This window comes from Proteus genomosp. 4 str. ATCC 51469, from assembly GCF_003144375.1.
Classification (GTDB): domain Bacteria; phylum Pseudomonadota; class Gammaproteobacteria; order Enterobacterales; family Enterobacteriaceae; genus Proteus.
The window spans coordinates 18,736-43,366 of record NZ_PENV01000006.1 but is presented as its reverse complement, the minus strand read 5'-3'; the positions used below and the strand labels follow the sequence as shown (position 1 = coordinate 43,366).

The 24,631-nt window shown below is 37.9% G+C and carries 24 protein-coding genes; 12 read left to right on the top strand and 12 right to left on the bottom strand.

Features of this window, described 5'->3' with window-relative positions; translation table 11 throughout:
- Positions 1 to 41 precede the first annotated feature (41 nt).
- Positions 42 to 308, top strand: a complete 267-nt coding sequence (locus tag DK866_RS08125; RefSeq protein ID WP_109408493.1) for a helix-turn-helix domain-containing protein — start codon at positions 42 to 44, stop codon at positions 306 to 308.
- A 102-nt stretch (positions 309 to 410) separates the two neighbouring features.
- Here the strand turns inward: DK866_RS08125 and mdh are convergent, their stop codons facing one another.
- Positions 411 to 1,349, bottom strand: a complete 939-nt coding sequence (mdh, locus tag DK866_RS08120; protein ID WP_109408492.1) for a malate dehydrogenase — start codon at positions 1,347 to 1,349, stop codon at positions 411 to 413.
- Positions 1,350 to 1,794: 445 nt separating this feature from the next.
- Here mdh and argR point away from each other — a divergent pair, with 445 nt between their 5' ends.
- On the top strand, positions 1,795 to 2,265 hold the full coding sequence (gene argR, locus DK866_RS08115) for a transcriptional regulator ArgR (protein ID WP_006535714.1): 471 nt from the start codon (positions 1,795 to 1,797) through the stop codon (positions 2,263 to 2,265).
- Between the two features lie 63 nt (positions 2,266 to 2,328).
- Here the strand turns inward: argR and mpl are convergent, their stop codons facing one another.
- Positions 2,329 to 3,708, bottom strand: a complete 1,380-nt coding sequence (mpl, locus tag DK866_RS08110) for a UDP-N-acetylmuramate:L-alanyl-gamma-D-glutamyl-meso-diaminopimelate ligase (protein WP_109408491.1) — start codon at positions 3,706 to 3,708, stop codon at positions 2,329 to 2,331.
- A gap of 164 nt (positions 3,709 to 3,872) precedes the next feature.
- Between mpl and fbp the strand changes: the two genes are divergently transcribed.
- Together fbp and ppa are read left to right on the top strand one after the other, a co-directional pair.
- Positions 3,873 to 4,880, top strand: a complete 1,008-nt coding sequence (gene fbp / locus DK866_RS08105) for a class 1 fructose-bisphosphatase (protein ID WP_023583589.1) — start codon at positions 3,873 to 3,875, stop codon at positions 4,878 to 4,880.
- A 199-nt stretch (positions 4,881 to 5,079) separates the two neighbouring features.
- On the top strand, positions 5,080 to 5,607 hold the full coding sequence (gene ppa / locus DK866_RS08100) for an inorganic diphosphatase (RefSeq protein WP_072069581.1): 528 nt from the start codon (positions 5,080 to 5,082) through the stop codon (positions 5,605 to 5,607).
- A gap of 320 nt (positions 5,608 to 5,927) precedes the next feature.
- Here ppa and DK866_RS08095 read toward each other — a convergent pair whose 3' ends face one another.
- The 3 genes from DK866_RS08095 to tamA are packed head-to-tail and all read right to left on the bottom strand — an operon-like array spanning position 5,928 to position 11,844.
- Positions 5,928 to 6,275, bottom strand: a complete 348-nt coding sequence (locus tag DK866_RS08095; RefSeq protein ID WP_023583593.1) for a gamma-glutamylcyclotransferase family protein — start codon at positions 6,273 to 6,275, stop codon at positions 5,928 to 5,930.
- 5 nt (positions 6,276 to 6,280) lie between these two features.
- Positions 6,281 to 10,105: an autotransporter assembly complex protein TamB gene (tamB, locus tag DK866_RS08090; RefSeq protein WP_432206647.1), complete on the bottom strand. Its 3,825-nt coding sequence runs from the start codon at positions 10,103 to 10,105 to the stop codon at positions 6,281 to 6,283.
- On the bottom strand, positions 10,102 to 11,844 hold the full coding sequence (tamA, locus tag DK866_RS08085) for an autotransporter assembly complex protein TamA (protein ID WP_109408490.1): 1,743 nt from the start codon (positions 11,842 to 11,844) through the stop codon (positions 10,102 to 10,104). The genes tamB and tamA overlap by 4 nt, the downstream gene beginning before the upstream one ends.
- A 126-nt stretch (positions 11,845 to 11,970) precedes the next feature.
- Between tamA and msrA the strand changes: the two genes are divergently transcribed.
- Positions 11,971 to 12,609 (top strand): peptide-methionine (S)-S-oxide reductase MsrA, encoded by a 639-nt coding sequence (gene msrA, locus DK866_RS08080; RefSeq protein WP_109408489.1) that lies wholly within the window; start codon positions 11,971 to 11,973, stop codon positions 12,607 to 12,609.
- A 150-nt stretch (positions 12,610 to 12,759) separates the two neighbouring features.
- On the top strand, positions 12,760 to 14,142 hold the full coding sequence (locus DK866_RS08075; protein ID WP_072069589.1) for a hemolysin family protein: 1,383 nt from the start codon (positions 12,760 to 12,762) through the stop codon (positions 14,140 to 14,142).
- A gap of 75 nt (positions 14,143 to 14,217) precedes the next feature.
- Here the strand turns inward: DK866_RS08075 and DK866_RS08070 are convergent, their stop codons facing one another.
- On the bottom strand, positions 14,218 to 14,424 hold the full coding sequence (locus DK866_RS08070; protein ID WP_036939412.1) for a DUF1107 domain-containing protein: 207 nt from the start codon (positions 14,422 to 14,424) through the stop codon (positions 14,218 to 14,220).
- A 282-nt stretch (positions 14,425 to 14,706) separates the two neighbouring features.
- Between DK866_RS08070 and DK866_RS08065 the strand changes: the two genes are divergently transcribed.
- Positions 14,707 to 15,267: a YtfJ family protein gene (locus DK866_RS08065; RefSeq protein ID WP_109408488.1), complete on the top strand. Its 561-nt coding sequence runs from the start codon at positions 14,707 to 14,709 to the stop codon at positions 15,265 to 15,267.
- Between the two features lie 54 nt (positions 15,268 to 15,321).
- Here DK866_RS08065 and cysQ read toward each other — a convergent pair whose 3' ends face one another.
- Together cysQ and DK866_RS08055 are read right to left on the bottom strand one after the other, a co-directional pair.
- On the bottom strand, positions 15,322 to 16,062 hold the full coding sequence (cysQ, locus tag DK866_RS08060; protein WP_109408487.1) for a 3'(2'),5'-bisphosphate nucleotidase CysQ: 741 nt from the start codon (positions 16,060 to 16,062) through the stop codon (positions 15,322 to 15,324).
- A gap of 142 nt (positions 16,063 to 16,204) precedes the next feature.
- A complete protein-coding gene (locus DK866_RS08055) occupies positions 16,205 to 16,825 on the bottom strand; it encodes a peptidylprolyl isomerase (protein WP_036939421.1) in 621 nt (206 codons plus the stop codon).
- 260 nt (positions 16,826 to 17,085) lie between these two features.
- Between DK866_RS08055 and DK866_RS08050 the strand changes: the two genes are divergently transcribed.
- The 3 genes from DK866_RS08050 to DK866_RS08040 all read left to right on the top strand — a co-directional run bounded on the left by DK866_RS08050 (position 17,086) and on the right by DK866_RS08040 (position 20,142).
- Entirely contained in the window at positions 17,086 to 18,534 is a 1,449-nt protein-coding gene (locus DK866_RS08050) for an NAD-dependent succinate-semialdehyde dehydrogenase (RefSeq protein WP_109408486.1), read from the top strand.
- 377 nt (positions 18,535 to 18,911) lie between these two features.
- The gene (locus DK866_RS08045; RefSeq protein ID WP_109408485.1) at positions 18,912 to 19,748 is read left to right on the top strand and encodes a hypothetical protein; all 837 of its coding nucleotides are present in this window, start codon (positions 18,912 to 18,914) and stop codon (positions 19,746 to 19,748) included.
- Entirely contained in the window at positions 19,741 to 20,142 is a 402-nt protein-coding gene (locus DK866_RS08040; protein ID WP_088493996.1) for a DUF1240 domain-containing protein, read from the top strand. The genes DK866_RS08045 and DK866_RS08040 overlap by 8 nt, the downstream gene beginning before the upstream one ends.
- A 31-nt stretch (positions 20,143 to 20,173) precedes the next feature.
- Here DK866_RS08040 and DK866_RS08035 read toward each other — a convergent pair whose 3' ends face one another.
- From DK866_RS08035 to DK866_RS08020, 4 genes are all read right to left on the bottom strand, one after another.
- Entirely contained in the window at positions 20,174 to 20,650 is a 477-nt protein-coding gene (locus DK866_RS08035; protein WP_109408484.1) for an Hcp family type VI secretion system effector, read from the bottom strand.
- A gap of 242 nt (positions 20,651 to 20,892) precedes the next feature.
- Positions 20,893 to 21,540, bottom strand: coding sequence for a metal-binding protein ZinT (gene zinT, locus DK866_RS08030; RefSeq protein WP_109408483.1), 648 nt, complete (start codon positions 21,538 to 21,540; stop codon positions 20,893 to 20,895).
- Between the two features lie 4 nt (positions 21,541 to 21,544).
- The gene (gene ykgO / locus DK866_RS08025; RefSeq protein ID WP_006535739.1) at positions 21,545 to 21,670 is read right to left on the bottom strand and encodes a type B 50S ribosomal protein L36; all 126 of its coding nucleotides are present in this window, start codon (positions 21,668 to 21,670) and stop codon (positions 21,545 to 21,547) included.
- 13 nt (positions 21,671 to 21,683) lie between these two features.
- Entirely contained in the window at positions 21,684 to 21,932 is a 249-nt protein-coding gene (locus DK866_RS08020; RefSeq protein ID WP_109408482.1) for a type B 50S ribosomal protein L31, read from the bottom strand.
- 238 nt (positions 21,933 to 22,170) lie between these two features.
- Between DK866_RS08020 and DK866_RS08015 the strand changes: the two genes are divergently transcribed.
- Together DK866_RS08015 and DK866_RS08010 are read left to right on the top strand one after the other, a co-directional pair.
- The gene (locus tag DK866_RS08015) at positions 22,171 to 23,865 is read left to right on the top strand and encodes a hypothetical protein (RefSeq protein ID WP_109408481.1); all 1,695 of its coding nucleotides are present in this window, start codon (positions 22,171 to 22,173) and stop codon (positions 23,863 to 23,865) included.
- 53 nt (positions 23,866 to 23,918) lie between these two features.
- On the top strand, positions 23,919 to 24,587 hold the full coding sequence (locus DK866_RS08010) for a LysM-like peptidoglycan-binding domain-containing protein (RefSeq protein WP_109408480.1): 669 nt from the start codon (positions 23,919 to 23,921) through the stop codon (positions 24,585 to 24,587).
- Positions 24,588 to 24,631: the final 44 nt, after the last annotated feature.

The window sequence follows — 24,631 nt, the reverse complement described above, 5'->3', positions numbered from 1 at the left end:
CCACTAACACAGCAATTAATTTTATAGAAAAAGGATTAAAAATGATTTCAAGGAAATCTGATTGGCATCCTGCCGATATTATTGCCGCACTTAGAAAACGAGGAACAACACTTGCTGCCATCTCTCGCCAAGCAGGGTTAAGCTCTTCAACACTCGCTAATGCACTGTCACGCCCTTGGCCTAAAGGAGAAAAAATCATTGCTGATTATCTTGGTATTGCTCCTTCTGAAATTTGGCCAAGCCGTTATTTTCATCCTGAAACAGGAGAATTACTTGAACGAAAGATTCGTGACAAAACTAATAATTAACTAATAATTACATACATTATAATTAATAAAAAAAACCGCTGATACTATATCAGCGGTTTTTATTTAATTTTGCATTATTTTTATAGCAAAAAAAGTATTTCTTTATTTATTAATAAATTCTTCACCAAGAATTATATCTTTTTTCAATACGTCTAACATGCCATTAAGAGATTGTTTTTCAAAATCACTTAATTTACCAATAGATAAATATTCCTCTACACCGTTTTTACCTAAAAGAATAGGTTGTGCAAAGAAACGGGCATATTCTCCGTCACCTTCTGTATAGGTACATTCAATAACATTTTTCTCGCCATTTAAAGCGCGAATTAATGAAAGACCAAAACGAGCAGCTGCTTGTCCCATTGATAATGTTGCTGATCCACCACCAGCTTTCGCTTCTACAACTTCAGTACCTGCATTTTGGATACGTTTTGTCAGTGCTGCGATTTCATCATCTGTAAATGATACGCCAGCAACTTGAGAAAGTAGAGGAAGAATGGTGACACCAGAATGCCCACCAATAACAGGAACATTGGTTTTCTGAGGATCTTGGCCTTTTAATTCAGCAACAAAAGTATTAGCACGAATGATATCAAGTGTGGTGATACCGAAAAGACGTTTTTTATCGTAAACACCTGCTTTTTTAAGTACTTCAGCCGCAATAGCAACTGTCGTATTTACAGGGTTAGTAATGATACCGATAAGTGCTTTAGGGCAATTTTGTGCTACCTTTTCAATTAAGTTGCGCACAATGCCTGCGTTAACGTTGAAAAGATCTGAACGATCCATACCAGGTTTACGAGCAACACCCGCAGAAATCAGAACAACATCAGCGCCTTTTAATGCAGGAGATGGATCTTCACCGGCAAAACCTTTTACAGTCACTTGAGTTGGGATATGGCTTAAGTCAGCTGCGACGCCCGGTGTGACGGGAGCGATATCATATAAAGAGAGTTCACTACCAGCTGGAAGCTGGTTTTTAAGAAGAAGTGCCAGTGCCTGACCAATACCACCCGCTGCACCGAGAACTGCTACTTTCATTCTGATACTCCTTAGTTACGAGATAGTGGAACGCCTTAGAGAGACTCACTATTACGCAATACACCTTTTGAAAAACAATTATTTAACAGCAATATTGCATAATAAGGCATTTACAGTGGAAAATAATACTTTGGTTATTCTAAACAAATTGCTTATCTGTTAATGAGATAGTGGGCACTCTTTTGATAAATAATTCCAATAAATTGGGTAAAATGTTAAGTGGCACTATCTCCTTATGATAATCATTTAAGCTTATCATTTATTTAACAAATATTTTACTTCCTTAAATTATCACATTCAAAGTCGATAAATAAAACTTTTTTGCAGTACATTCTACTTTACAATTTTCAGTAGATTACCTCTCACCGTTCATCGTCTTTTGTTGCATAAAAATTCACTTCTCTGCATAATACGCAGGTTATTGATAACTCACTAAAGGTGAACTATGCGCGTTCCTTCTAAGCAAGAAGACTTGGTTAAAGCGTTTAAAGCCCTGCTGAAAGAAGAAAAATTCAGTTCACAAGGCGAGATTGTGACGGCATTACAAGAGGCCGGATTTGATAATATTAATCAATCCAAAATCTCTCGTATGCTAACAAAATTTGGTGCAGTAAGAACCCGAAACGCCAAAATGGAAATGGTATATTGCCTTCCAACTGAACTTGGCGTACCAACAGCAAGTAGCCCATTAAAAAATTTGGTACTCGATATCGACCATAACCATTCGGTTGTGGTGATAAGAACGAGCCCAGGTGCGGCACAACTTATTGCACGTTTATTAGATTCATTAGGCAAAGCAGAAGGGATACTTGGCAGTATTGCAGGTGATGACACTATTTTCTCAACACCAGCGCCAGGATTTTCAACAGAAGAGTTGCGAGATGCAATCCTAAACCTGTTTGATCAGGAATTATAATCGCTTTACTCTAACGTCCTAAAATAAGCCACTAAACATTCAGTGGCTTATTTTTATTTCTTATTAATACTGAATCTCTGATCCTTTAGGCTGAGCTAATTTTTTAAGCAGCTTTTCATGTATCCCACCAAAGCCACCATTACTCATAATTAAAATATGATCGCCCGCTTGTGCTTCTTTCGCAATCATATCCACTAATGTATCAAGATCGGTACTCCAACGAGCTGGTTGTACGCAATGCTCTGCAATATCACTCACTAACCATTGAATATTCGGTGGCTGGAATAAAAATACTTCATCAGCTCGACCTAATGCTGGGGCAATATCATCCTTGCTAATTCCCATTTTCATGGTATTTGAACGAGGCTCTAACACCGCAATAATACGCGCGGTTCCACCGACTTTACTGCGTAGCGCTTCAAGCGTTGCTAAAATCGCCGTAGGATGATGTGCAAAATCATCATAAACACTGACCTGATTAACTTCACCACGTAACTCTAAGCGACGACGTGCATTAACAAACTTATCTAATGCTTCACAAGCGTCAGCAGGTAAAACACCAACATGGTGTGTAGCCACTATTGCCATTAAGCCATTTTGCATGTTGTGCTCACCAGAAAGCCCCCAACACACTTCTCCGACTCGCTCACCTTTATGAAACACCTCAAAATGACTACTGTCATTAGTGAGTTTTTTAGCTTGCCAATCGCCTGTTTCACCCGTGAATTCTTGTTCGCTCCAACATCCCATTCCAATGGTCTGTTTTAAATTTATATCGTTGTCAGGCATGATGATTTTTCCGCTGCCTGGAACAATACGAACTAAATGATGGAATTGTTTTTGAATTGCCGCTAAATCATCAAAAATATCGGCATGATCAAATTCAAGGTTATTTAAAATCAGTGTGCGAGGTGAGTAATGTACAAATTTAGAACGTTTATCGAAGAAAGCGCTATCGTACTCGTCGGCTTCAATCACAAAGAAAGGACTTTCACCTAATTGTGCTGAAACTTGGAAATTACCAGGCACACCCCCAATTAAAAAACCCGGCTTATAGCCACAATCTTCTAAAACCCAAGCTAACATACCTGCCGTTGTTGTTTTACCATGGGTTCCTGCAACCGCTAATACCCAACGTTCAGGTAAAATATAATCATGTAGCCATTGAGGGCCTGATGTATAAGGCAGACCTTTTTCAAGTACAGCTTCAACACAAGGATTTCCTCGTGTCATTGCATTACCAATAATCACCATGTCAGGAGCAGGTTCTAATTGTTTAGGGTCATATCCCTCAATCAGTTCAATTCCCTGATTTTCTAATAAGGTACTCATTGGTGGATAGACATTAGCATCAGAGCCTGTGACTTTATGTCCCTTAGCTCGAGCTAAAATGGCAAGACTTCCCATAAAGGTGCCACAAATACCAAGAATATGAATGTGCATGAATTTCTGTCCAATAGCATGAAGTTGGTCACTATTCTAACGATCAAAAAGCAGATAAGGAACGGATTAACCTTTGAATCATTCGATTCTTTGGCTAAACTTGCCACCACCAAGGAGATTTTCCTCCTTTTTTACTTTACCCACTCACATTCAGGACCTGCGTCATGAAAACATTAGGCGAATTTATCGTCGAGAAACAACAAGATTTTCCCCATGCAACTGGCGAACTTACTGCATTGCTTTCGGCAATTAAGCTTGGGGCTAAAATTATCCACCGTGATATTAATAAAGCAGGGTTAGTCGATATTCTGGGTACTAACGGTGTTTCTAATGTTCAAGGTGAAGCCCAGATGAAACTGGATCTTTACGCGAATGAGAAACTAAAAGCGGCATTAAAAGCACGTGGTGAAGTTGCGGGTATCGGATCAGAAGAAGAAGATGATATTGTAATCTTTGAAGGTGATCGTGCTGAGAATGCTAAGTATGTTGTACTAATGGACCCTTTAGACGGTTCGTCGAATATTGATGTAAACGTTTCCGTCGGGACAATTTTCTCTATTTACCACCGTATTACGCCTATTGGCCAATCTGTAACATTAGATGACTTCTTACAACCGGGTCATCGTCAAGTTGCAGCAGGCTATGTCGTTTATGGCTCATCAACCATGTTAGTTTATACAACAGGTTGTGGTGTTCACGCCTTTACTTATGACCCTTCTTTAGGTGTGTTCTGCCTATCTCATGAAAGTGTGCATTTCCCACCAACAGGAAATATGTACTCTATCAATGAAGGTAACTACATCAAATTCCCATTAGGTGTCAAAAAATACATTAAGTATTGCCAAGAACAAGATGCAGCCACTAATCGCCCTTATACCACTCGTTACATCGGTTCTTTAGTCGCTGATTTTCACCGTAACTTACTGAAAGGTGGCATTTATATCTATCCAAGCACTGCAAGCCACCCTACTGGTAAATTACGTTTACTCTATGAATGTAACCCAATGGCGTTTTTAGCAGAACAAGCTGGCGGTAAAGCGAGTAATGGTAAAGAACGTATTCTTGATATCGAACCTAAAGAGCTTCACCAACGTATGCCTTTCTTTGTAGGTACTAAATCGATGGTTGAGCAAGCTGAAAGCTTTATGGCGCAATATCCAGACGAAGAATAATTCATTGGTCTAGCTCCAACATAGATAAACCGGGCTTCTTTTTCGTCCGGTTTTTTCATCTTTGAAAATAGAACTTCCTTTTATTTACTGCTTATTTTTACGTCATAACGCAACATGTTCGGCAAAAAACGGGTATTGTTAAAAACTTTTCGCTATACTACAGGCCACGTAAAATTAATTTTTTTATAGGAAATTTTTTATGAGCCTGAATCATGTTCCTGCTGGTAAAGAACTACCAGAAGATATCTATGTTGTTATTGAAATCCCAGCAAATGCTGATCCTATCAAATACGAAGTTGATAAAGAAAGTGGCGCACTGTTTGTTGACCGTTTTATGTCAACCGCAATGTTCTACCCATGCAACTACGGTTACATCAACAACACATTATCTTTAGATGGTGACCCAGTAGACGTTCTGGTTCCAACTCCATACCCATTACAACCAGGTTCAGTTATTCGTTGCCGTCCTGTTGGCGTACTAAAAATGACTGACGAATCAGGTGAAGATGCGAAACTGGTTGCAGTACCACACACTAAACTGAGCAAAGAATACGATCACATTAAAGATGTGACTGATCTACCAGAACTGTTAAAAGCACAGATCAAACATTTCTTTGAGCACTACAAAGATTTAGAAGCTGGTAAATGGGTTAAAGTTGACGGTTGGGAAGGTGTAGAAGCCGCTAAAGCTGAAATTCTGTCTTCTTTCGAACGTGCTAAAAAATAATTCTGATGCTATCAGAATAACTAAGTAAGTTATTATTTTATAATTTACTGATGAATAAGCTCTTCTTATTGAAGAGCTTTTTTATGATGGTACTACTCTTTTCTTCAAACACATTATACGTAATCTACCACTTATCAATGTAATCGCAATGCCGACTATCATTAATGTATAACCCACTAATTTATTTTATTAGATTAAACAACGATTAATTATAAATAGTATTTTCGATTAAAATTATTCCCCTTTTATAAAAATAAAAACGGCTCAATATTCCTATCAAGCCGTTTTTGCATAACATTGAGTAAAAGGGTAATAACCGATTACTCTTCTTCGTGGCGCTTTAACCAATCACCACATTTTATTTCACGTAAACCATCCACCGGCTTTTGATAAAGGTAGATCCAAGCACTGCCATAAGGCGTTGAAATCAGTTGTCGCTTGTAATCCTGATCATTCTTTTTCAATTCATCAAGCTCTGTCAAGATAGAAGGGGTTATCCGATAGACTTCGCACTCTATCTCTCCTTCACCTTCAATAACCGCAGGGTAAAACCCTAAATCATAGAGTTTGTACCCCACTAACTTATGCTCACCTAAAAGTTGCGCATACGTCATCCAGTGATGGTTACCTTGGTTTTGCCGTAAACTTCCATAAACAATAATTCGCATATAATTTAAAACTCAAATTGATAAAGCAGATCTATTGCCTGATTCATACCAGACACTGCTTGTAAATACAACCTGGGCATCAAGCGATAACGTAAGGTTAACGTCGCTAGCGAATCAAATATACCCACTCCATACTTCACTTGTAGATCGTTCGTTATCTTACCGCTGACCACAACTTGTGAGTTATCCCCCACACCTTGTGTATCAAGCGCTAAATCCGAAACACCAAAGGTTTCACCTATGCGCCCTACAAGCTGGCCACTCTGACCAACGCCTAATCCTATCAGCATTGCTGTCATTTGTGATGAATCAGCATCACCACTGTCTAGACCTTCGCCTCTTAACAAGTAAGATAATGCTTCTTGTTGTGTTTTAGCCGGCTCAGAGAAAATTTCCACTTTAGGCTGGTCAGCAAGTCCTGTTACTCGAACCCCTGCAATGACATTATCTGCAGTATTATCTGGATTACGAATAGCCTCGATATTTAAGTAAGGTTGATCAACAGGTCCAGAGAACAAGATTTGGCCCTTACGTACTTGTAAGTCTTGTCCATAGGCTTTGAATGCCCCTCTTGGAATATCAACTTGCCCATTTAAACCTAGCCCTTGTTTATTCTGATTGACTTTAAGTGTTCCCGTCAATCGGGCGCTAAGTCCAAATGCGTCCAGCGTCACATCATCACCAATATTAATCGCTAAATTACTTTGAATTGGAATCGATGTCTCTTTTGGTGCTATAGGTTGCAAGTTTTTATCTAGCATCACTTCATCAGAAGATGCCGATACCGCTGATTCTGGTAATTCTTGAACCACAATACGAGCCCAAGGGATATCAATACGACCATCTAATTTCAGTAAATGAGGGCCAGCCTCAAAGACGAGATCAGGATTAACATCAATACGCACCATTGGAGGCAATGACACTCGTAGCTTATTACCATTAGCGGCGACCACTGCGCGCCATTCATCTAACTTACGCCAATCGGCATTCCCAGTAAGATTCAAATAACCTTCTGGCGTTTCAATTCTGCCACCTAAGTCCGATGTTGCTCCATTGAATCGAACATCAACATTACCTTTCGTAATATCAAATGGGATCCAATGCCCGACCACTTTTAATTGATTAATCCCGAATTGACCAAATAACAGTGGCGATTGAGCACTTCCTCCTAAACGTAATTGAGCGCCAATATTCCCTTGAGCAATTTCACCTTTACCTAAGAACGGTTTAATTAAATCTAATGTCAAATTATCAATATCAACCGTACCTGATAGTTGGCGCTTTTTCTCAAGATCGGCAACATGTACATTACCTTTAAAGTCACCATTGCCTGCAATGCTAATCAGCCATTGCAATGTTGCTTTACCATTATTCATACCTGCATTTAAGGTAATAGCATCGAAATCAATAGGTAAAATTGTTCCTTCAATATTCTGTTTTACTGCGACACCTTGCCCTTTTAGATTGACAGATGCTTTCGGTAATCCACCTTTTGAGTTCCATGTTGCAGTGGCATCCCCTGTAAATACACCTCGAACAGAAGTTTCAGGTGGCAAGAACGGCTTTATCATTGCTAAATCAAAACGTGTTAGCGTTATTGCAGCAGTTCCACTTTCACCCACTGTTATCGCTTTAGGAACACAAACTTGCGCATTTGGGTTCACCCAGCAATGAGAGCCAATAGTGATCTCTTGCTTTTCTGCCAACAAATTCAGCGCCATTGCTTTATTTAAACGCCATTCACCCACAGGGGTATCAAAAGCTGTATTATTTAGTGTTCCTTTCCACTGTTGTTTCTCTTTATCAAATGATCCAGCTAATGTCAGCCCACCAGAAACAGGCTCACCATCCATTTTCAACGTGAGTTTATGTTGTTTTTCTGTGCCTGCTGCATCTAACGTTAAATTACGGATAATTAAATCAGCTTGTTTTAACTGACGTGCAGTAATAGCCAGTTTGCCACCAATCTCTTTATCAGACTGAACATCGCCTTTAATCGTAATAGATTCAACACTCACTTGGTCTTGCCATTTAATACCTTGAGCGTTGATATCAGCAATAATCTTCGGTGCATTAATATCACCTCGAATATTCACCTTACCTTTTACAACACCAGCAAGTCCTGGCACTAAACCATTTAATCCTGGCGCATTAATATTGGCATCTAATGCCCACTTGTCACCTAGATGTCCTTCGATATCGAGTTTATTCTTACCCAGTATCAGATTTAATTGAGGAATATTCCATTGCCCAGAATCATTACCATAGGCATTTCCTCTCGCCTTGATAAGATTATTTTTGATATTGCCATCTAAAGTGATTTCAGGAACACGTAATTGCCAACTTCCACCATACAGGCTTCCCGTTGTAGCAATACGCCCATCTAATTTGGCTGGCATATCAGGATACTGTTTTGTGGTATTAATTCCTGAAATAGTGAGCAATGCATTCCAACTAATTGCTTTACTCCAATCAGCAACACCAGTGATATCAGCATGACCTTGTAATGCTGCTAAACGCAGACGTGTTAACTCTATTTTTTCCTCATTACCTTTTGCATCCAACATTAATTTAGCCGGTGGGATCTCCTGACCTTGGATATCAGAACGCAATGAAAGATCGTAATTATCCGTCTGGCCATTGAGACGTAGTCGAGTGTCATTAAGTTGATATTGTGCATCACCAGTTAATGGCCAACGTACTTTTTGACTCTCTAAGGTCAGTTTTAATGGAAGATGTGGCTTGGCTAACTCAGCCTGTGCATCAAGTGTAGCGGTTACTGTTCCAGTTAAAGAAAGTGCTAATTTAAGCTCTTCGAGTAACGCACCTTGTAAAGAAAGTGTCGCTTTTTGATCTTTAAAATCTTCAAGCCCCACAACATCACGAATGGTTGCGTTGATATCTAAATTAACAGGCCATTGTTTATCAAGCGTGATCCCCCCATTTAAACTGACCTCACCTTCAGGCGCATCAACACGTAATTTAGTGAGATTAACTTGCTTACCTTGAGTATTTGCCTCAAAAGATAATTGATTGATGGTAACTGGGGTATCCCCACTCACTTGTAATTGCTTACCTTCAATACCTTCAATATTGATATCTACAGGAATAATAATTTCAGGTAATTCAGCCAATAATGGCTTAGCAAAGATCGTTTTAATTGTGTCTGCTAATGCTTGTTCTTTTTCTTCTGGTGTTTTAGGCTCAGTTTTAGGTTTTGCAGTTACGACTTCTTTTACATCTTGGGCAACCGCTTCAACACTACCTTCTTCTGGCGTTTTGGGTAGCGCCACCAGCAAATCATTAATAATGGTTGGATTTAATGTAACTTGACGACCTTCCCACTGAGCACCTGTTTTAAACTCATCCAGCGAGATTGCCATATCGTCAATCTTCACATGCGTATTTTCTAATGAGAGCGAGTTTAAATAGATAGGTAACGGAGCATTGAGCTCAGTTAAAGGTTCTGATGGTGGTGTTTCTTCAGAGGGTGGGAAAGCACTAGTATCAACATTAACAACCACATCGCGTGTCGCCAATGTATCAACGCAAACTTGTTTATCCGTCAGGCATGCTAAACGTAATCCTAATGATAACTCACCTACGTTCACATCAACTCCGGGCATTTGATACTCAACACCCGTTAAACGCAGATCTTTCCAGTCACCATTAACATCCTTGATAACTAAGCCTGGAACCCAGCGAGCAGCACTATTAATGGCAAAATGCAAACCTGATTGTGTTCCTAAGATCCAAGCTACAGCACCAAATGTAAGCAAAATAATGATAAGGAGTGTTAACGCAATCCATTTCAACCACTTTTTTATCATAACTCTGCTCCTAACCCGATATAAAACTGGAGTCTACGTTTATCAACGTCACTCACTGGTAGTGCTAAATCAAATTTAATTGGCCCAACAGGTGATGCCCAGCGCACACCGGCACCTGCACCTGTTTTAAAATCACTGCGAGTAAAATCATTAACCGCTTCGCCACTATCAATAAAGACAGCACTCCACCAATTACCCGTAACGTTATATTGATATTCTGCCGATCCAACGAGCATCCTTGATGCCCCTGTTAAATTACCTTTACTATCTTCTGGCGAAATACTTTGGTATTTAAAGCCTCGAACACTCCTATCACCCCCTGCAAAGAAGCGTAGCTCTGGAGGAACTTGTTCAAAAGCATTCGTTTCAATCCAGCCAAAATTACCTCTTACCACAAAACGATGCCCTTCCCATGGTGTACGGATCCAAACCTGTTGCGCTTGGAACGCTGCAAACTCGACATCCGAACCCCATATTTTATTAGAGTAGTCTAATGAGTAACGTTGACTGTCTCCCCAAGAAGGCATCATCCCACCACGTTGACGTACACGGCTGGCAGTAACACCGGGATAAAGCAACATGGTGGTATTTGTAACTTCACCTTGGGTAAAGTGGCTAAGACTCCAACGTGTATTCACACTGTATTGCCAGCCCGTAGACATATCCCAGTTACGAGACACATTTAACGTTGTGGTATCAGAACGAGTATCATTTAAATCGGTACGTTTAAAACCACCTTGAACACCATAATATTGCTCTAATGGATTAACCTTAAGTGGAATTTTATAGTTAGCACCAATAGATTGTTCAGGCTGAGAAACGCTAATGTTGGAGGTTAGACTATGACCACGCGAGTTCATCCATGGTTTATCCCACTGCATATTAAGGCGAGGACCAACATCGGTGGCATAACCACCACCAAGCTCTACGTAGTTACGAGAACGCGGAGTGACAACCGCACTCATTGGTAAAAGATGGGAACCTTCGGCTCGTGCTTTTGCAATATCAGGAGTAACAACCGCAGAGTTAAACCACCCTGTTGCGGCTAAACGACGATTAAATTCAGCAAGATCTTCAGACGCGTAATATTGCCCTTCTTTAAAGGGAACAATATTTTGTAAATAGTCTTCACGAATTTGAGAACCAGTATAATTTACTTTGCCAAAGCGATAACGTTCACCACTATTAAAGACAAAATCCCAATATGATGCATGGTTATCTAACGAGACACCTAGCTGACTTTTATCCATTTCTGCATCAAAGTAACCACGACGGATAGCAAGCCCTGTTAATGAACCTTTGAGCTTTTCATAATCACCATGGTTTAAAACACTATCAAGAGGAGGAGTATTTTCTTTAATTACCTTTGCATATTGTTCGTCGGTTTTAGCACCACCTTCAAGAACAATATCGACTCCTTTAAGTAAGATAGGAATACCGGGCTCAACTTTAGCGGTTAATACAGAGCGCGTTGGCGGTGTATTTTCTTGATAAGAAAATGTCACACTAGGCTGATAATAGCCTAAAGGGCGAAGCCCTTCTTGAATTGCTTTTTCAACACGCGCACGAAAACGCCCGTCAGGTGCAACTTCTTCTGTTGTAATGTTTGATAGCTGGACTCGCGCATTTTTTTCGAGTTGCCCTTCTAAACCTTCTACTTTTAAACGCAAACTTGCCCCATAGGCAACCGGTGCGATAAAAGACAGACAGAGAACGTAGATAACGGAGTATCTCGGCACGTTTTCTCCTCAATATGATTTAATCCATGTGATGAATTGACGACAAACTGTTTTAAGCTTTATTGTAGATTTAGTTTATAACAATATTAAGCCTTTACCATAGTAAAGCGTTTACAAATATAAAAAATGGAGTCTACCTTGCAACATAAAGCTTACCAACCAGAGAATGCCTTAAGGGGTACCTCGACACCATTAGAAATATCTGCTAATCATGCAGTAAATGGGCATTCTATAAATGATATTCCTAAAAAGATGAGTATCGCTTATTTTGCCATGGGTTGTTTTTGGGGAGTTGAACGTCTGTTTTGGCAACAACCAGGTGTTTACTCAACAAGTGCGGGTTATAGCGGTGGTGTAACAGAAAATCCAACCTATCAACAAGTTTGCCAAGGTTTAACTGGCCATAGTGAAGTGGTGAGAGTTGTTTTTGATCCTGCAGTAATTAGCTACCAACAACTTCTGGCTCTTTTTTGGGAAAATCATAATCCATCACAAGGTATGCGCCAAGGTAATGATATTGGCAGCCAATATCGTTCTGCCATTTATACTGTTAACGCAGAGCAATATGAACAAGCTATTGAATCAAAAAAGCGTTATCAACAAGCAATGAATGCTCAAGGCGCAACAACGGAAATTACGACAGAAATACAGCCAACTGGCCCTTTTTATTTTGCTGAAGATTACCATCAGCAATATTTACACAAAAACCCACAAGGCTATTGTGGATTAGGCGGGATAGGTGTCTGTTTTCCACCTGAAAAGTAACACTAGCAGAAAATAGCAGGGCGATGATATAATTGCGCCCTCTTATCTATCTTTGTGAATAAATCCATCACAATATATTGATTTATCTTCTATTTTTAACACTCTAGTATTGCCCTTTGGATTAAATACTTGGGGTGATGTGAGCCTTATATGCTTAATAGTTTACTCATTGTGCTTTTGCTTTGTGCTATCAGCGCCTTTTTTTCGCTGTCTGAAATTTCTCTTGCCGCCTCTCGTCGAATTAAACTCAAACAACTCGTTGATGAAGGTAATATTAACGCTGCCCGCGTCTTAAAAATGCAAGAAATGCCAGGCATGTTTTTTACTGTCGTTCAAATTGGATTAAATGCAGTTGCCATTTTGGCGGGTATCGTTGGTGAGTCTGCATTCTCTCCTTCACTAAAAAGTTTCTACCTACAATTTTTTGAAGAGCCTCTAGCTCAACAGCTTGGGTCTATCTGCTCTTTTATTATTGTCACATCAATGTTTATTTTACTGGCTGACTTAACCCCAAAACGCATTGGTATGATTAAGCCTGAAGCTATCGCATTAAGAATTGTGAATCCAATGCGTTTCTGCCTTGCTTTTTTCCGCCCTTTAGTATGGTTATTTAATGGCATGGCTGATCTCATCTTCAAACTGTTTAAAATTCCGATGGTCAGAAATGAAGATATTACTTCTGATGATATCTTCGCCATAGTGGAAGCTGGAGCTGTTGCAGGGGTTTTACGTAAACAAGAACATGAACTCATTGAAAATGTCTTTGAATTAGAATCACGTACCGTGCCTTCTGCAATGACGCCTAGGGAAGATGTGGTTTATTTTGATCGAGAAGAAACTGAAAACGACATTAAAGAAAAAATTGCCACCCAGCCTCACTCTAAATTTTTAGTTTGTGAAGGTGATATCGACCATATTATTGGTTATGTGGATTCTAAAGAGCTTCTTAATCGCGTTATTAATGGACAAAGCCTAAATCTCAATGAAGGTGTTCATATCCGTAAAGCGCTCATTATTCCTGATACATTAACACTTTCAGATATGTTAGAAAGTTTTAAAACATCAGGTGAAGATTTTGCCATTATCCTCAATGAATATGCCATGGTAATGGGTGTTATTACGTTAAATGACGTGATGACAACATTGATGGGAGATTTAATTGGGCCAGGACAAGAAGAGCAAATTGTCAGTCGTGATGAGCATTCATGGTTAGTTGAAGGTGGTACACCAATTGATGATGTGATGCGCGCACTTGATATTGATGATTTCCCTGATTCAAGTAATTACGAAACTATTGCTGGTTTTATGATGTTTCGCTTACGCAAGATCCCAAAACGCACAGATTATGTGAAGTTCTCAGGGTATAAGTTTGAAGTTGTCGATATTGATAATTATAAAATTGATCAATTACTTGTGACAAAAATTGATGATATTCCTCCCGTTAAACCCGTCTTACAGGAGCATGTTCCTGTTACACAGACAACAACAACGGAAGTAGAAATCAAAAAAGATGAAAATAAAATTACTGATTAGTAACTAAATGAAATTAATAACTGAGTCTTATCTGAAAACTCAAAGAGAAAGACTCAGTTATCTATCAGATAAAAGTTAACCCATTTCAGCTTTAAGTAAAATAACCTGCTGGTTTACTTCACTCATAACATTAAAATGTAGCTTATCTTTTATTTTAGGCAGTAAAATTTTGCCGTAATCAAATTCAAATGCACCCATTCCTTTGATGTAAAACCGTCCACGAAATAACGTCTTAACGTAGAGAGCAATTTTTTCAGGGTTATAGCGATTGAAGATTTTCATCTTTCAGTTAGTCTCCCATGCTCGTTGTTGAGTTTAATAAGTCATAAAAACTTATCTTTATATATCAAATTTAAAGACCTAATTATAAGTACTAGGTTCAACTTATTTAAATTTCTTATCTATTTTTACATTTATTGACAGTAAAGAATATAAATCAAGATAACGTAAGCAATATCTTACCCTCTGAATGTTAAATAAATGTATCAAGAATGCGGTATTATTCTTCACTAGCTTCTATGCTTAAATAGAACCTAACGTCATCTCAATAATAGGACAATGGCTATGCACAAACTCACCTTAGCTGCACTTTTACTTAGCACATCAACATGGGTATTTGCTCATAACATCACTGAGAATACCGTACTCCCAGCAGTCACCATCAATGACAAAGGTGAACTGCTTTATGACACAACTAAAGATAAGTTTAGCTACCAAAATTGGAACAGTGGTCTGCTTAGTGGAAAAGTACGTACAGTTCAGCATATAGCGGGACGTAGTAAGGCAAAGGAGATGAATGCACCGTTTATTGAAGCGGTTAAATTGGCCAAATTCCCACAAGCGAGCTATCAAACAACGACAATTATTAATACAGATGATGCAGTATTTGGGACGGGCCCCTTTGTACGTGGCAGTGTTGAAGACAGTAAAAAAGAGTTTCCTTGGTCACAATTTATTGTTGATGCCGATGGCGCAGCATTAAAAGGCTGGGGATTAGAAAAAGAGAATTCAGCGATTATTGTGCTTGATAAACAAGGCAAAGTACGTTTTGTGAAAGAAGGCGTATTAAGTGGTGCTGAGATAACCACAGCTATCAATCTTATCAATGATTTAATTAAAGAATGATGTGAGATATCGGAGCCTTTATTAAACAAAAGGCTCCGACCGCCTCTCTACATACTAAAATATAGAAACTCTAAATCCTGGGTTTATTAGCGACTCTTTAGGAGAATAATCTAACGTTACCCCTTTCCAATCTGTGACATGTGCGCCAGCAGCAATCGCTATGGCATGACCTGCCGCCGTATCCCACGTATGCGTGGGTCCAAAACGAGGATAAAGTTGGGCTTTACCTTCTGCAACAAGACAAAATTTTAGAGATGAGCCGACGGCGACCGTTTGATGTTCACCTAACTGTGATAAGTATTCTTTTAATTCATCATCTTGATGAGAACGGCTGATCACTATCACAGGGGGTTCTGCCCGACTTGCATGAATAGGTAATCGCTGGCCACACTCCTCTTTCCACGCTTTTTTATTGGCAGCCGCATATAACACATTTTGCACTGGTGCATAAACGACCCCTAAAATCGGAATACCCTTTTCGATTAAGGCTATATTTACCGTAAACTCACCATTCTTACTGATAAATTCTTTAGTACCATCTAATGGGTCAATTAGCCAATAACGATCCCAATGGCGGCGAACTTCCCATTCAGGTGGATCTTCTTCAGATAATTGAGGTATATCAGGAGCAATAGAAGCAAGTCCTTGTTTGATAATTTGATGAGCGGCTAAATCTGCTTCTGTAACAGGTGAATTATCACTTTTTTCCTGCACTTGGATCGGCTCGGATTGCTGATAAATCTGCATTATCGCCATACCGGCTTGGCGAGCTAATTTGCTGACTTGTTCTAACATAATGCACCTCTCTTATTTCTATAAGCATGATCACTTCTCTTATAAAAATCAATTACCCTACTATCTCTTTATTTTAGTATAGAGACAACAATAGCCGGCAAAACCGGCTATTTTTTACTCTGATTTACCGCAGAATAAGAAATTATAAAATTTCTAATAATTCTACTTCAAATACTAATGTTGCGAATGGAGGAATAGCCGCACCAGCTCCGCGTTCGCCATAAGCTAATTGATAAGGGATATATAATTCCCATTTAGAGCCTACTGGCATTAATGTTAATGCTTCAATCCAACCTGCGATAACACCATTTACAGGGAATTCTGCTGGCTGACCGCGTTGAACAGAACTGTCAAATACAGTGCCATCAATTAAACGCCCCGTGTAGTGAACACGAACATGATCAGTACGTGCAGGGATAGCACCTTCACCCGCTGTCAGTACTTTATACTGTAAACCTGATTCTGTAACTTGAACGCCTTCATTTTTCACATTTTCTTCTAAGAAAATTTTACCCGCATCAGCAAGCTCAGCTTGGCGTTCTTGGCGAACAGCTTCAGCACGCTCATGCATAGTACGTAAGGCATTGTGTAATGTTTCAACAGGTACAGAAGGCGCATTACCTTCTAATGCATCGGTCAAGCCAGCTAACAGTGCTGCGGGCTCTAATCCTTGAAGACCTGATTCAGTCAGTTGTTGACCGACTTGCAGACCAATACCGTAACTTGCCTGTGATTCGATAGAATCAAATGATGGTTTTGACATGAAAAATACCTGTTTTTTATGAAAGTTAAACCCAAGAATAACAGTGGTAAGGTACAGCGTAAACCTTCTGTCTTGTGTTATGGGAATTATTCATTAAAAACCTAAACAATTGGCTCTATTTATCCTGTTTTTAGCACTTTTTAGTGTGATTTTTCATACTTATTTTCACAACATCGTAACGCAGGCATATACTTATAAACAGGCACAGAACTGCCTAGCTTTATAAATATCAATATATAATGTGTTCAGAGAGGTATTAAGTGAAGATAACGACAAATCCCTATTTCCGCGAACAAGGCTATATTGATGGTCTTTGGTGTAACGCTAAAAACAACGAAACTGTTGATGTTATCGATCCTGCCACAGGTACTTTACTGGGTACTGTACCCAATATGGCAACACAAGAAGCAATAATGGCTGTTGATGCTGCACAAAAAGCCTTACCAAAATGGCGCGCACTCACAGCACATCAGCGCGGAGCATTATTGCAAAATTGGTTTAGATTAATTACTGAAAATAAAAGAAAACTTGCTGAGTTAATGACATTTGAGCAAGGTAAACCCGTTGCTGAAGCTGAAGGTGAAATTACTTATGCGGCTTCTTTTATTGAGTGGTTTGCAGAGCAAGGTAAGAGAACCAACGGTGAAATTATTCCCTCCCCTTCTGCTGATAAACGCTTAATGGTGATCAAACAAGGTATTGGTGTCTGTGCTGCTATTACACCTTGGAACTTTCCGGCTGCTATGATCACCCGCAAAGCGGCTCCTGCATTAGCAGCGGGTTGTACTATGGTAATTAAACCTGCCAATGAAACACCTTATACTGCACTGGCTTTAGCAGAATTAGCGGCTCAAGCAGGCATTCCCGCTGGTGTTATTAATATTGTAACCGGAGATGCCATTAAAATTGGCGAAGTCTTTACCTCTGATAACCGTGTTCGCAAATTAAGTTTCACTGGCTCTACGGGTGTTGGACGTTTATTAATGCGCCAGTGTTCAGATAGTGTAAAAAAAGTCTCTTTGGAATTAGGTGGCAATGCACCATTTATCGTGTTTAACGATGCCGATATTGATAAAGCGGTTGAAGGTGCTATGGGAGCAAAATTCCGTAATGCAGGACAAACCTGTGTTTGTGCTAACCGTTTTTATATTCATAAAGATGTTTATCAACAATTTAGCGAACGCTTTGTTGCCGCCGTTAAAAAACTCAAAGTGGGGAATGGTTTTGAAGAAGGTGTCACTATTGGGCCTCTCATTAACCGTAAAGCTGTTGAAAAATCACAATCATTGCTTGCTGATACATTAAAACGCGGTGCAACACTGCTTTGTGGCGGAGATAATGACAAAGCGGGTGAGAACTTCTTCCAACCTACCGTTGTTGGCAATGTTCCTGCTGATAGCCATATCCTTGAAGAAGAAATATTTGGCCCTGTTGCACCTTTAGTTATTTTTGAAAATGAAGATGAAGTGGTGCATTTAGCTAATAATACCATTTATGGCTTAGCCGCTTATTTTTATAGTGAAAATCCACAACGTATTTGGCGTGTTGCTGAAAATTTAGAATACGGCATGGTGGGTATTAACACCGGTTTAATTTCCAATGAAGTTGCACCATTTGGTGGTATTAAACAATCAGGTTTAGGTCGTGAGGGCTCTGAACACGGTATTGAAGATTATATGGAGATGAAATATCTCTGCCAAGGATTATAAATAACCTTTAACCCAACTTATAAAAGTAAGTCAGCATGGATGCTACTGCTTTTTCCCTTACTATTTTCTCCTATTATCAAAAAATATTAAAAATTATATTTTTAACATAAAGATATAAAATTAGATTTATATATTCTCAGTTTATTTATTACTTATATAAGAAATATAAAAATAACTTCTTTTATAGTGAAGGATACTATCCACTTAAAAGAAATAATAAAAACAATAAAAATAGAATTTTACATAATAAAAAATAAAAGCACACTTATTGTTAAGCTAACTTTTAATTAATTAATCTAACAGCAGATATTTTTAATTGCATAAAATCATAAATTTTATTAATCTAATTTAAATTTATAAAAAAAGGATCTTTTTATATGGGCTATATATACGATACCACCGTTATTGATTGGGACAGAGAAGAACAATACAACAATAAGAAAAGAATTGAGCGGATCCTTAATGATACCGAAGATGATGAAAATGTTGCGGCACTGATCACCCTTGAAGAAGCTGATTATGTTCTAAAAAACTTATCCACCCCAACACCTTACAAATCATCGAAAGATACTTTATTTAGTATTGGTGATATCGCTTCATCATATTCTGGAAATATCTATGAATCATATAGAGTCGAAAGAATTGTTAATGAGTTTAGAAATATCAATATCACAGCGACTGAGTATGTAGGTAAAAATGGAAATGTTTATATAAAAATTTCAGGTCATGCAGGCGTTAGAGCTTATTTAAATGCAACTCGTTACCTAGCAAATAATCCTCGTATTATATATATGGGAGTAGGAACCCAAGGAATGAATTCCGTTTCAGCAGGAGGTGTACGTTTTGCAATTGTATTTTCAGCAGCTTATAGAATTGTAGAACTCATATTTAGAGATGAATATGATCTCACTAATTTTTTCGTAAATATCACTATGGATATGGCAAAATTGGCTATTGCAACACAAGTAAGTGCAACTATAGTCGGTGTTATAACAACATTAAGGATAATTTCAGGAGGAAGTATCATTGTTGTATCTGTAGGAATATTTTTACTGGGTCTTGCAATTTCATATTTTCTCTATAAGTTAGATGATGAATTTAAGATCAGTGAAACCATAATTAAAAATCTAAAATCTTATCGGGAAAAGAAACCTGAAACACCTTATCACCCTGATCAATTTTTCACACAATGGGGAAGACTTAGCCGTGGATAAAATAAGCCCACTGAAATTATTTTTAACTTCTTTATTTGTTTTTTTATTATCTATTTTTTGTTTTTATTTTTCAATATCATATTACATTGAATATTTTTCAATGAAAGAACGTATATTATTCTCTTTCCAGACAGCATTATTGTGTTTTGGTTCTCCCCTATTAATATATTTTTCTTATTTGATTTTTATTTGTGCATATAAGAAAAAAACACAAAAAATGAATAATAAAATAGCTGGTTACCTCGCAATTATGGCAATAGCAGGTATTATTTTCAGTTTCTTTTTTTCATTTTATGTCAGATATGATTTAGTCTCTAAGGGGTATTATATTTGTTATAAACAATCAATTTTTGCACCAAGTGAATATGTTATATCAAAAGATATGTGTAAATAGCACATATCTTTTGATAATGAACTAAAGCTTATTAAATCATATCACTGTTAATACTATAACTTGATGTATTAGCAACCAAATGAACCCTGGATATTGAGGTGTATTTCATTTGAATACGTTGATATGGCATTGATTCATTATCATTTATTGAATCAGGAAAAATATCAGAAACCTCAATTAGAGAAACTTCAGTCAATTTAATTTCATAATATTTTTCAAGTTGCCCATGTTGGCTTGTTCTATAAAAAGTGAATATTGCTTCTAAGACTTCGTTATTATCTAAAGCTGTTGAAAGTAATGGTGATGATTTATCTATAGGCTTAGTAAATATAACTGGTTGATAAGATGCATTTTGTGCACGAACAGAACTATTATTTAAACTAATAACTTGAATTTCATCCTCATGATTAAGTTGGTAACGGTTTCCTATCGAATCAAGAGATGAACAACCTACAGAAATTAACCCTTGGACTTTTCCTTTTAAAGTTAGATAAATAGGATATGCCATAAAAATTCCTTTTAAAAAAATTAATCAATAATTAATTACATATATTAGATAATAAAAATGAAGAAACTTAATTTGATATAATTTATTTTATCACCAAATAAACATAAGTATAGTTACTAATCAAATGGCTTTCACATGAATTCTTTTATTGTTCTTTTTATATCAAATAATTAATTAAAAAAAATCTAGCACTCCTTTGCTAAAGATTTTTATTACTTTATTTTCTATTTATTCCACTTAAATCAGTGATAAAGCATTTCGTGAACAATATCATCTGCTTTCATCGAATAAGGGTAATATGTTGGCCAATTACTTAATTCTTTAAGTAATTCATCTTGCGATGTATTGCCCATATATAAATGGAAGTGCCCTGCTTTCTCTGGTGCAATAATGTGGTCGCTAAATTGAATAAATTTGGGCGCTTGGCTTTTGGCATCATCACAGCGGAAAAGATAACGTACCCCTTTTTTACCCGACTCATAATACAGAATACGATAACCATCATAGTGATATTCACAGCTATCGACTTTCTCTCCACGGTGGAACTCAATGATATTGTTTTCAATACCAATCATATCCACATCAGTTTTATAGCCTTGTGTATAGTAAGCTCGGTACTCTTCAACCGTTTTATCTTTTTTTGTTTCCGCTTTCTTTTGCAACACCTCATCTAATTCACCGCTGAGAAGATAAGGCTCTACAGATTGCCATACACCATCCCAATCACTGAGTTGGCGATCAAGAACATCCTTACCTTCAAAAATTCCATTAGCGGCATCTCGTTGAGCTTGTGTTTGTACTTTTTCATGATGGTGCCCATGAGCCAAAACAGACATCGCACTACTCAACAATCCCATAATCAAAACACAAGAAAGTATCGGTCTTTGCATGATCTTACCCCTGAACTGCTTTAAAACGTGGATTCGACTTACAAATCACATAAAGACGGCCACGGCGACGCACAACCTTACAATCAGGATGACGCTGTTTTGCACTTTTTAATGAACTTAATACCTGCATTTTTCTTTCCTTTTTACTTAACAAAACGGCCAAAACGTTTATTAAAGCGCGCCACATTACCTTCTTGAGAATGTGTTTTTTGCTTACCGGTATAAAATGGATGAGATTGAGAAGAGACATCTAACGTGACATAAGGGTAAGTTTCCCCTTCATACTCTATCGTTTTTTCCGTCTTAATGGTTGAACCCACTTTAAAGTAAGCATCTGCACTAGTGTCATGAAAAATGACAGTTCGATATTGTGGATGAATACCTGGTTTCATATAAAACTCCAATTCGTGTTTGTAATGTTATAATATAACAATATTGAATTGCAGTAATGTAGCGCTTTTTAATTTCCTTGACTAGTTTTTTTTAATCTGTTTTCAATCTTAGAAAAAAGGAGGCTGTTTTAGGTGTGACTTTTTAAGTGATATAAGTGGGTTTTCTGGCCTTTTTTTATCCAGTTTATCTATTTTCCGCTAGAGTTATACTAAGACGGCAAAACAAATAGGACATATTATGACTAATTGGCGCGATAAGCTTTTCAGTAAGTCACCTCTGTCTATTGATCTTAATATAGACTTTCCTAATGTTTTTCCTACTTCTACTCCTTCGCTTTTTTCACTGTTAATTCCTTATGAAATAGGCGATGAGCCTTTACCTGATGAATTAAATCTATTGTCAGAAAGCCACTTAAAAGAAAAATCAAATAATGAATCTATTCCTTTTAGTTGGTCAGCTGGCGCCCGTGAAGGCATTATTCTACATCAACGGATAGGTCGCGCGATCGAACAGCAACCTTCGCAGCAATCATGTGAGGAATTTGTCCTATCACTCTATAACGCAATCAAACATGTTGTGCTGTTACCCGATAAAGATCATATCACTTCTTTTTATGCAATAGCCTGTCAGGATAAACTCGCCCCAATAACTTATCTTTCCCAGTTGATCGAGCAAATAGAACAAGATGAAGCATTGTTTAAAAATGAGATCTATTTTCAGTTGATCTTATGGATCTTAAAACTGAGCCCTGATAAGAATCCCGTTAAAATCGCTTTAGGGTTGTTAAGATCATTTCGTGATAATACTTCTCAACGTTTGCTTTTATTGTTTGCTCTTCATCCTGAATTTACACTCTATGCTATTCGTTCACTAAAACAACGCCTTTCCTGTGAAGAATTTGAGCCTTTTTTATATCCACTTGGTCAACGTACTAAGGGTTGGGGACGTATTCAATTTATTGAATATCTGCCAACAGCACTTTCGGTAAATAACCGTTATTGGTTACTCACTGAAGGTTATAAAAATAATGTAATGACAGAATATGTCGCCTATGACTGTGTAACGAAAGGCAAACTATTAGAGATGCTCCATACGCATCCTTTAGATAACACACTGCTACTGGGTTGTAGTGATTTATTGCGTTCATTGCTTAATGGCGGCCCAGCAAAAGATATTTATGATTACATTGAGGGTGTTCAAGTTTGCAAAGCATTTATTTCACAGGTCGATGCACTGCCACCAAAAGAGCTAAAATTGCTTCATTGCGTTTGTGAAATCGCTGATTTTGTACAAAATAGTGGTGAGGATTGGTTATTACTCGAAACTTTAGGATGGGATGACCATATCCAACAGCAAATTATGTCTGTTTCACAAAATATTATTCAAAAACCAGAGTGGTCAACACTCATTATTGAAGCATTACAACACCCCTCTCGCTCAAAAAATTACCAAGCAAGTTTGGTAGCAAAATCTCTTCGTCTTGATATCTGGGAATTGCTTTTTTCACTGCAAAAAGATAATCCCAATGCAGACTGGTGGCATCAGTTAATGCAAACAGATGCTTCTCATAAAATAGAAAGGGTAGTCAAACTTGCAGAACAACAAATTGCATTAACACAATTAGGTAGCACAGATGATCCATTAATAACTACTGACTCTGAATATCAGCCTCATCATGCCGTTGAATACATTATGCAAGATCTTGGTGGTTTTCCCGGTATCGGCTGGTCACTCATCAAACGGCAGTTACGTAGCCCGACATTGCGTGATAGAAATATGGCGCTGAATGTTCTTTCAACTTGGTCTGATACATTATTGCCTCATGATCTTTATGGTGAATTAACACAAGCCTTAACCATAGAAACCGATAAAAATGCTTATCAACGTATAAAGCTATTTTTAGTTAACCATCAAGGAAATGAAGAACATTAATGGTTAGAGCGAATAGATAATTCTGAAAAGAATTCAGGGAGCAGGTTAGGATCATGGTTCGTGCTAGTATGGCTACAAGGAATAAAAAAGATGTTACAGCAATTCATAATACTGATTCACAGATCAATAATGAGGTGAATATGGGCAAATTCCCTGGCTTACATCGTCGAGCAATACTGGTTATTGCCGTGGTTTTGTTGGTCGTATTTTTTTGGCCAACAAGTGAAAATAACGGTGAGCCACCTCAACCGTCATCATCGACACAAGATCTTCCTGTGCCCATTGCACCATCAGTCACTAACGAAGATCCAATTTATCAAGCACCGATCCCTCAAGCACAAGATAGCTTAGATGCTGATCAAGGAACGGGGCTTCCTAGTGAAAATTCAACGACAAACAATATAGATGAAGGTGTTGATCAAACAGCACAACCACAAGGGTCCGCTTCAACATCCTCACAAAAATGGCAAACATATACCATTAAAGAAGGGCAAACCTTAGCGCAGCTCTTTAGAGATAATCAACTTCCAGTAAATGATGCTTTTTCTATGGCAAAATCTGAAGATCAACAAAAATCATTAAGCCAACTGCGTTCAGGGCAGGCAATTCGATTACAACGCAATCCACAAGGTGATATCAGTATGCTGGAAGTGACAAACAGTGCAGGTACTGTCATTACTTACACTCGCTTAAGTGATGGAAGTTATTACCGCACACCATAGAAATGGTGGTAAGAAGATTAAATTTATTCAAAAAAAAACGCCAG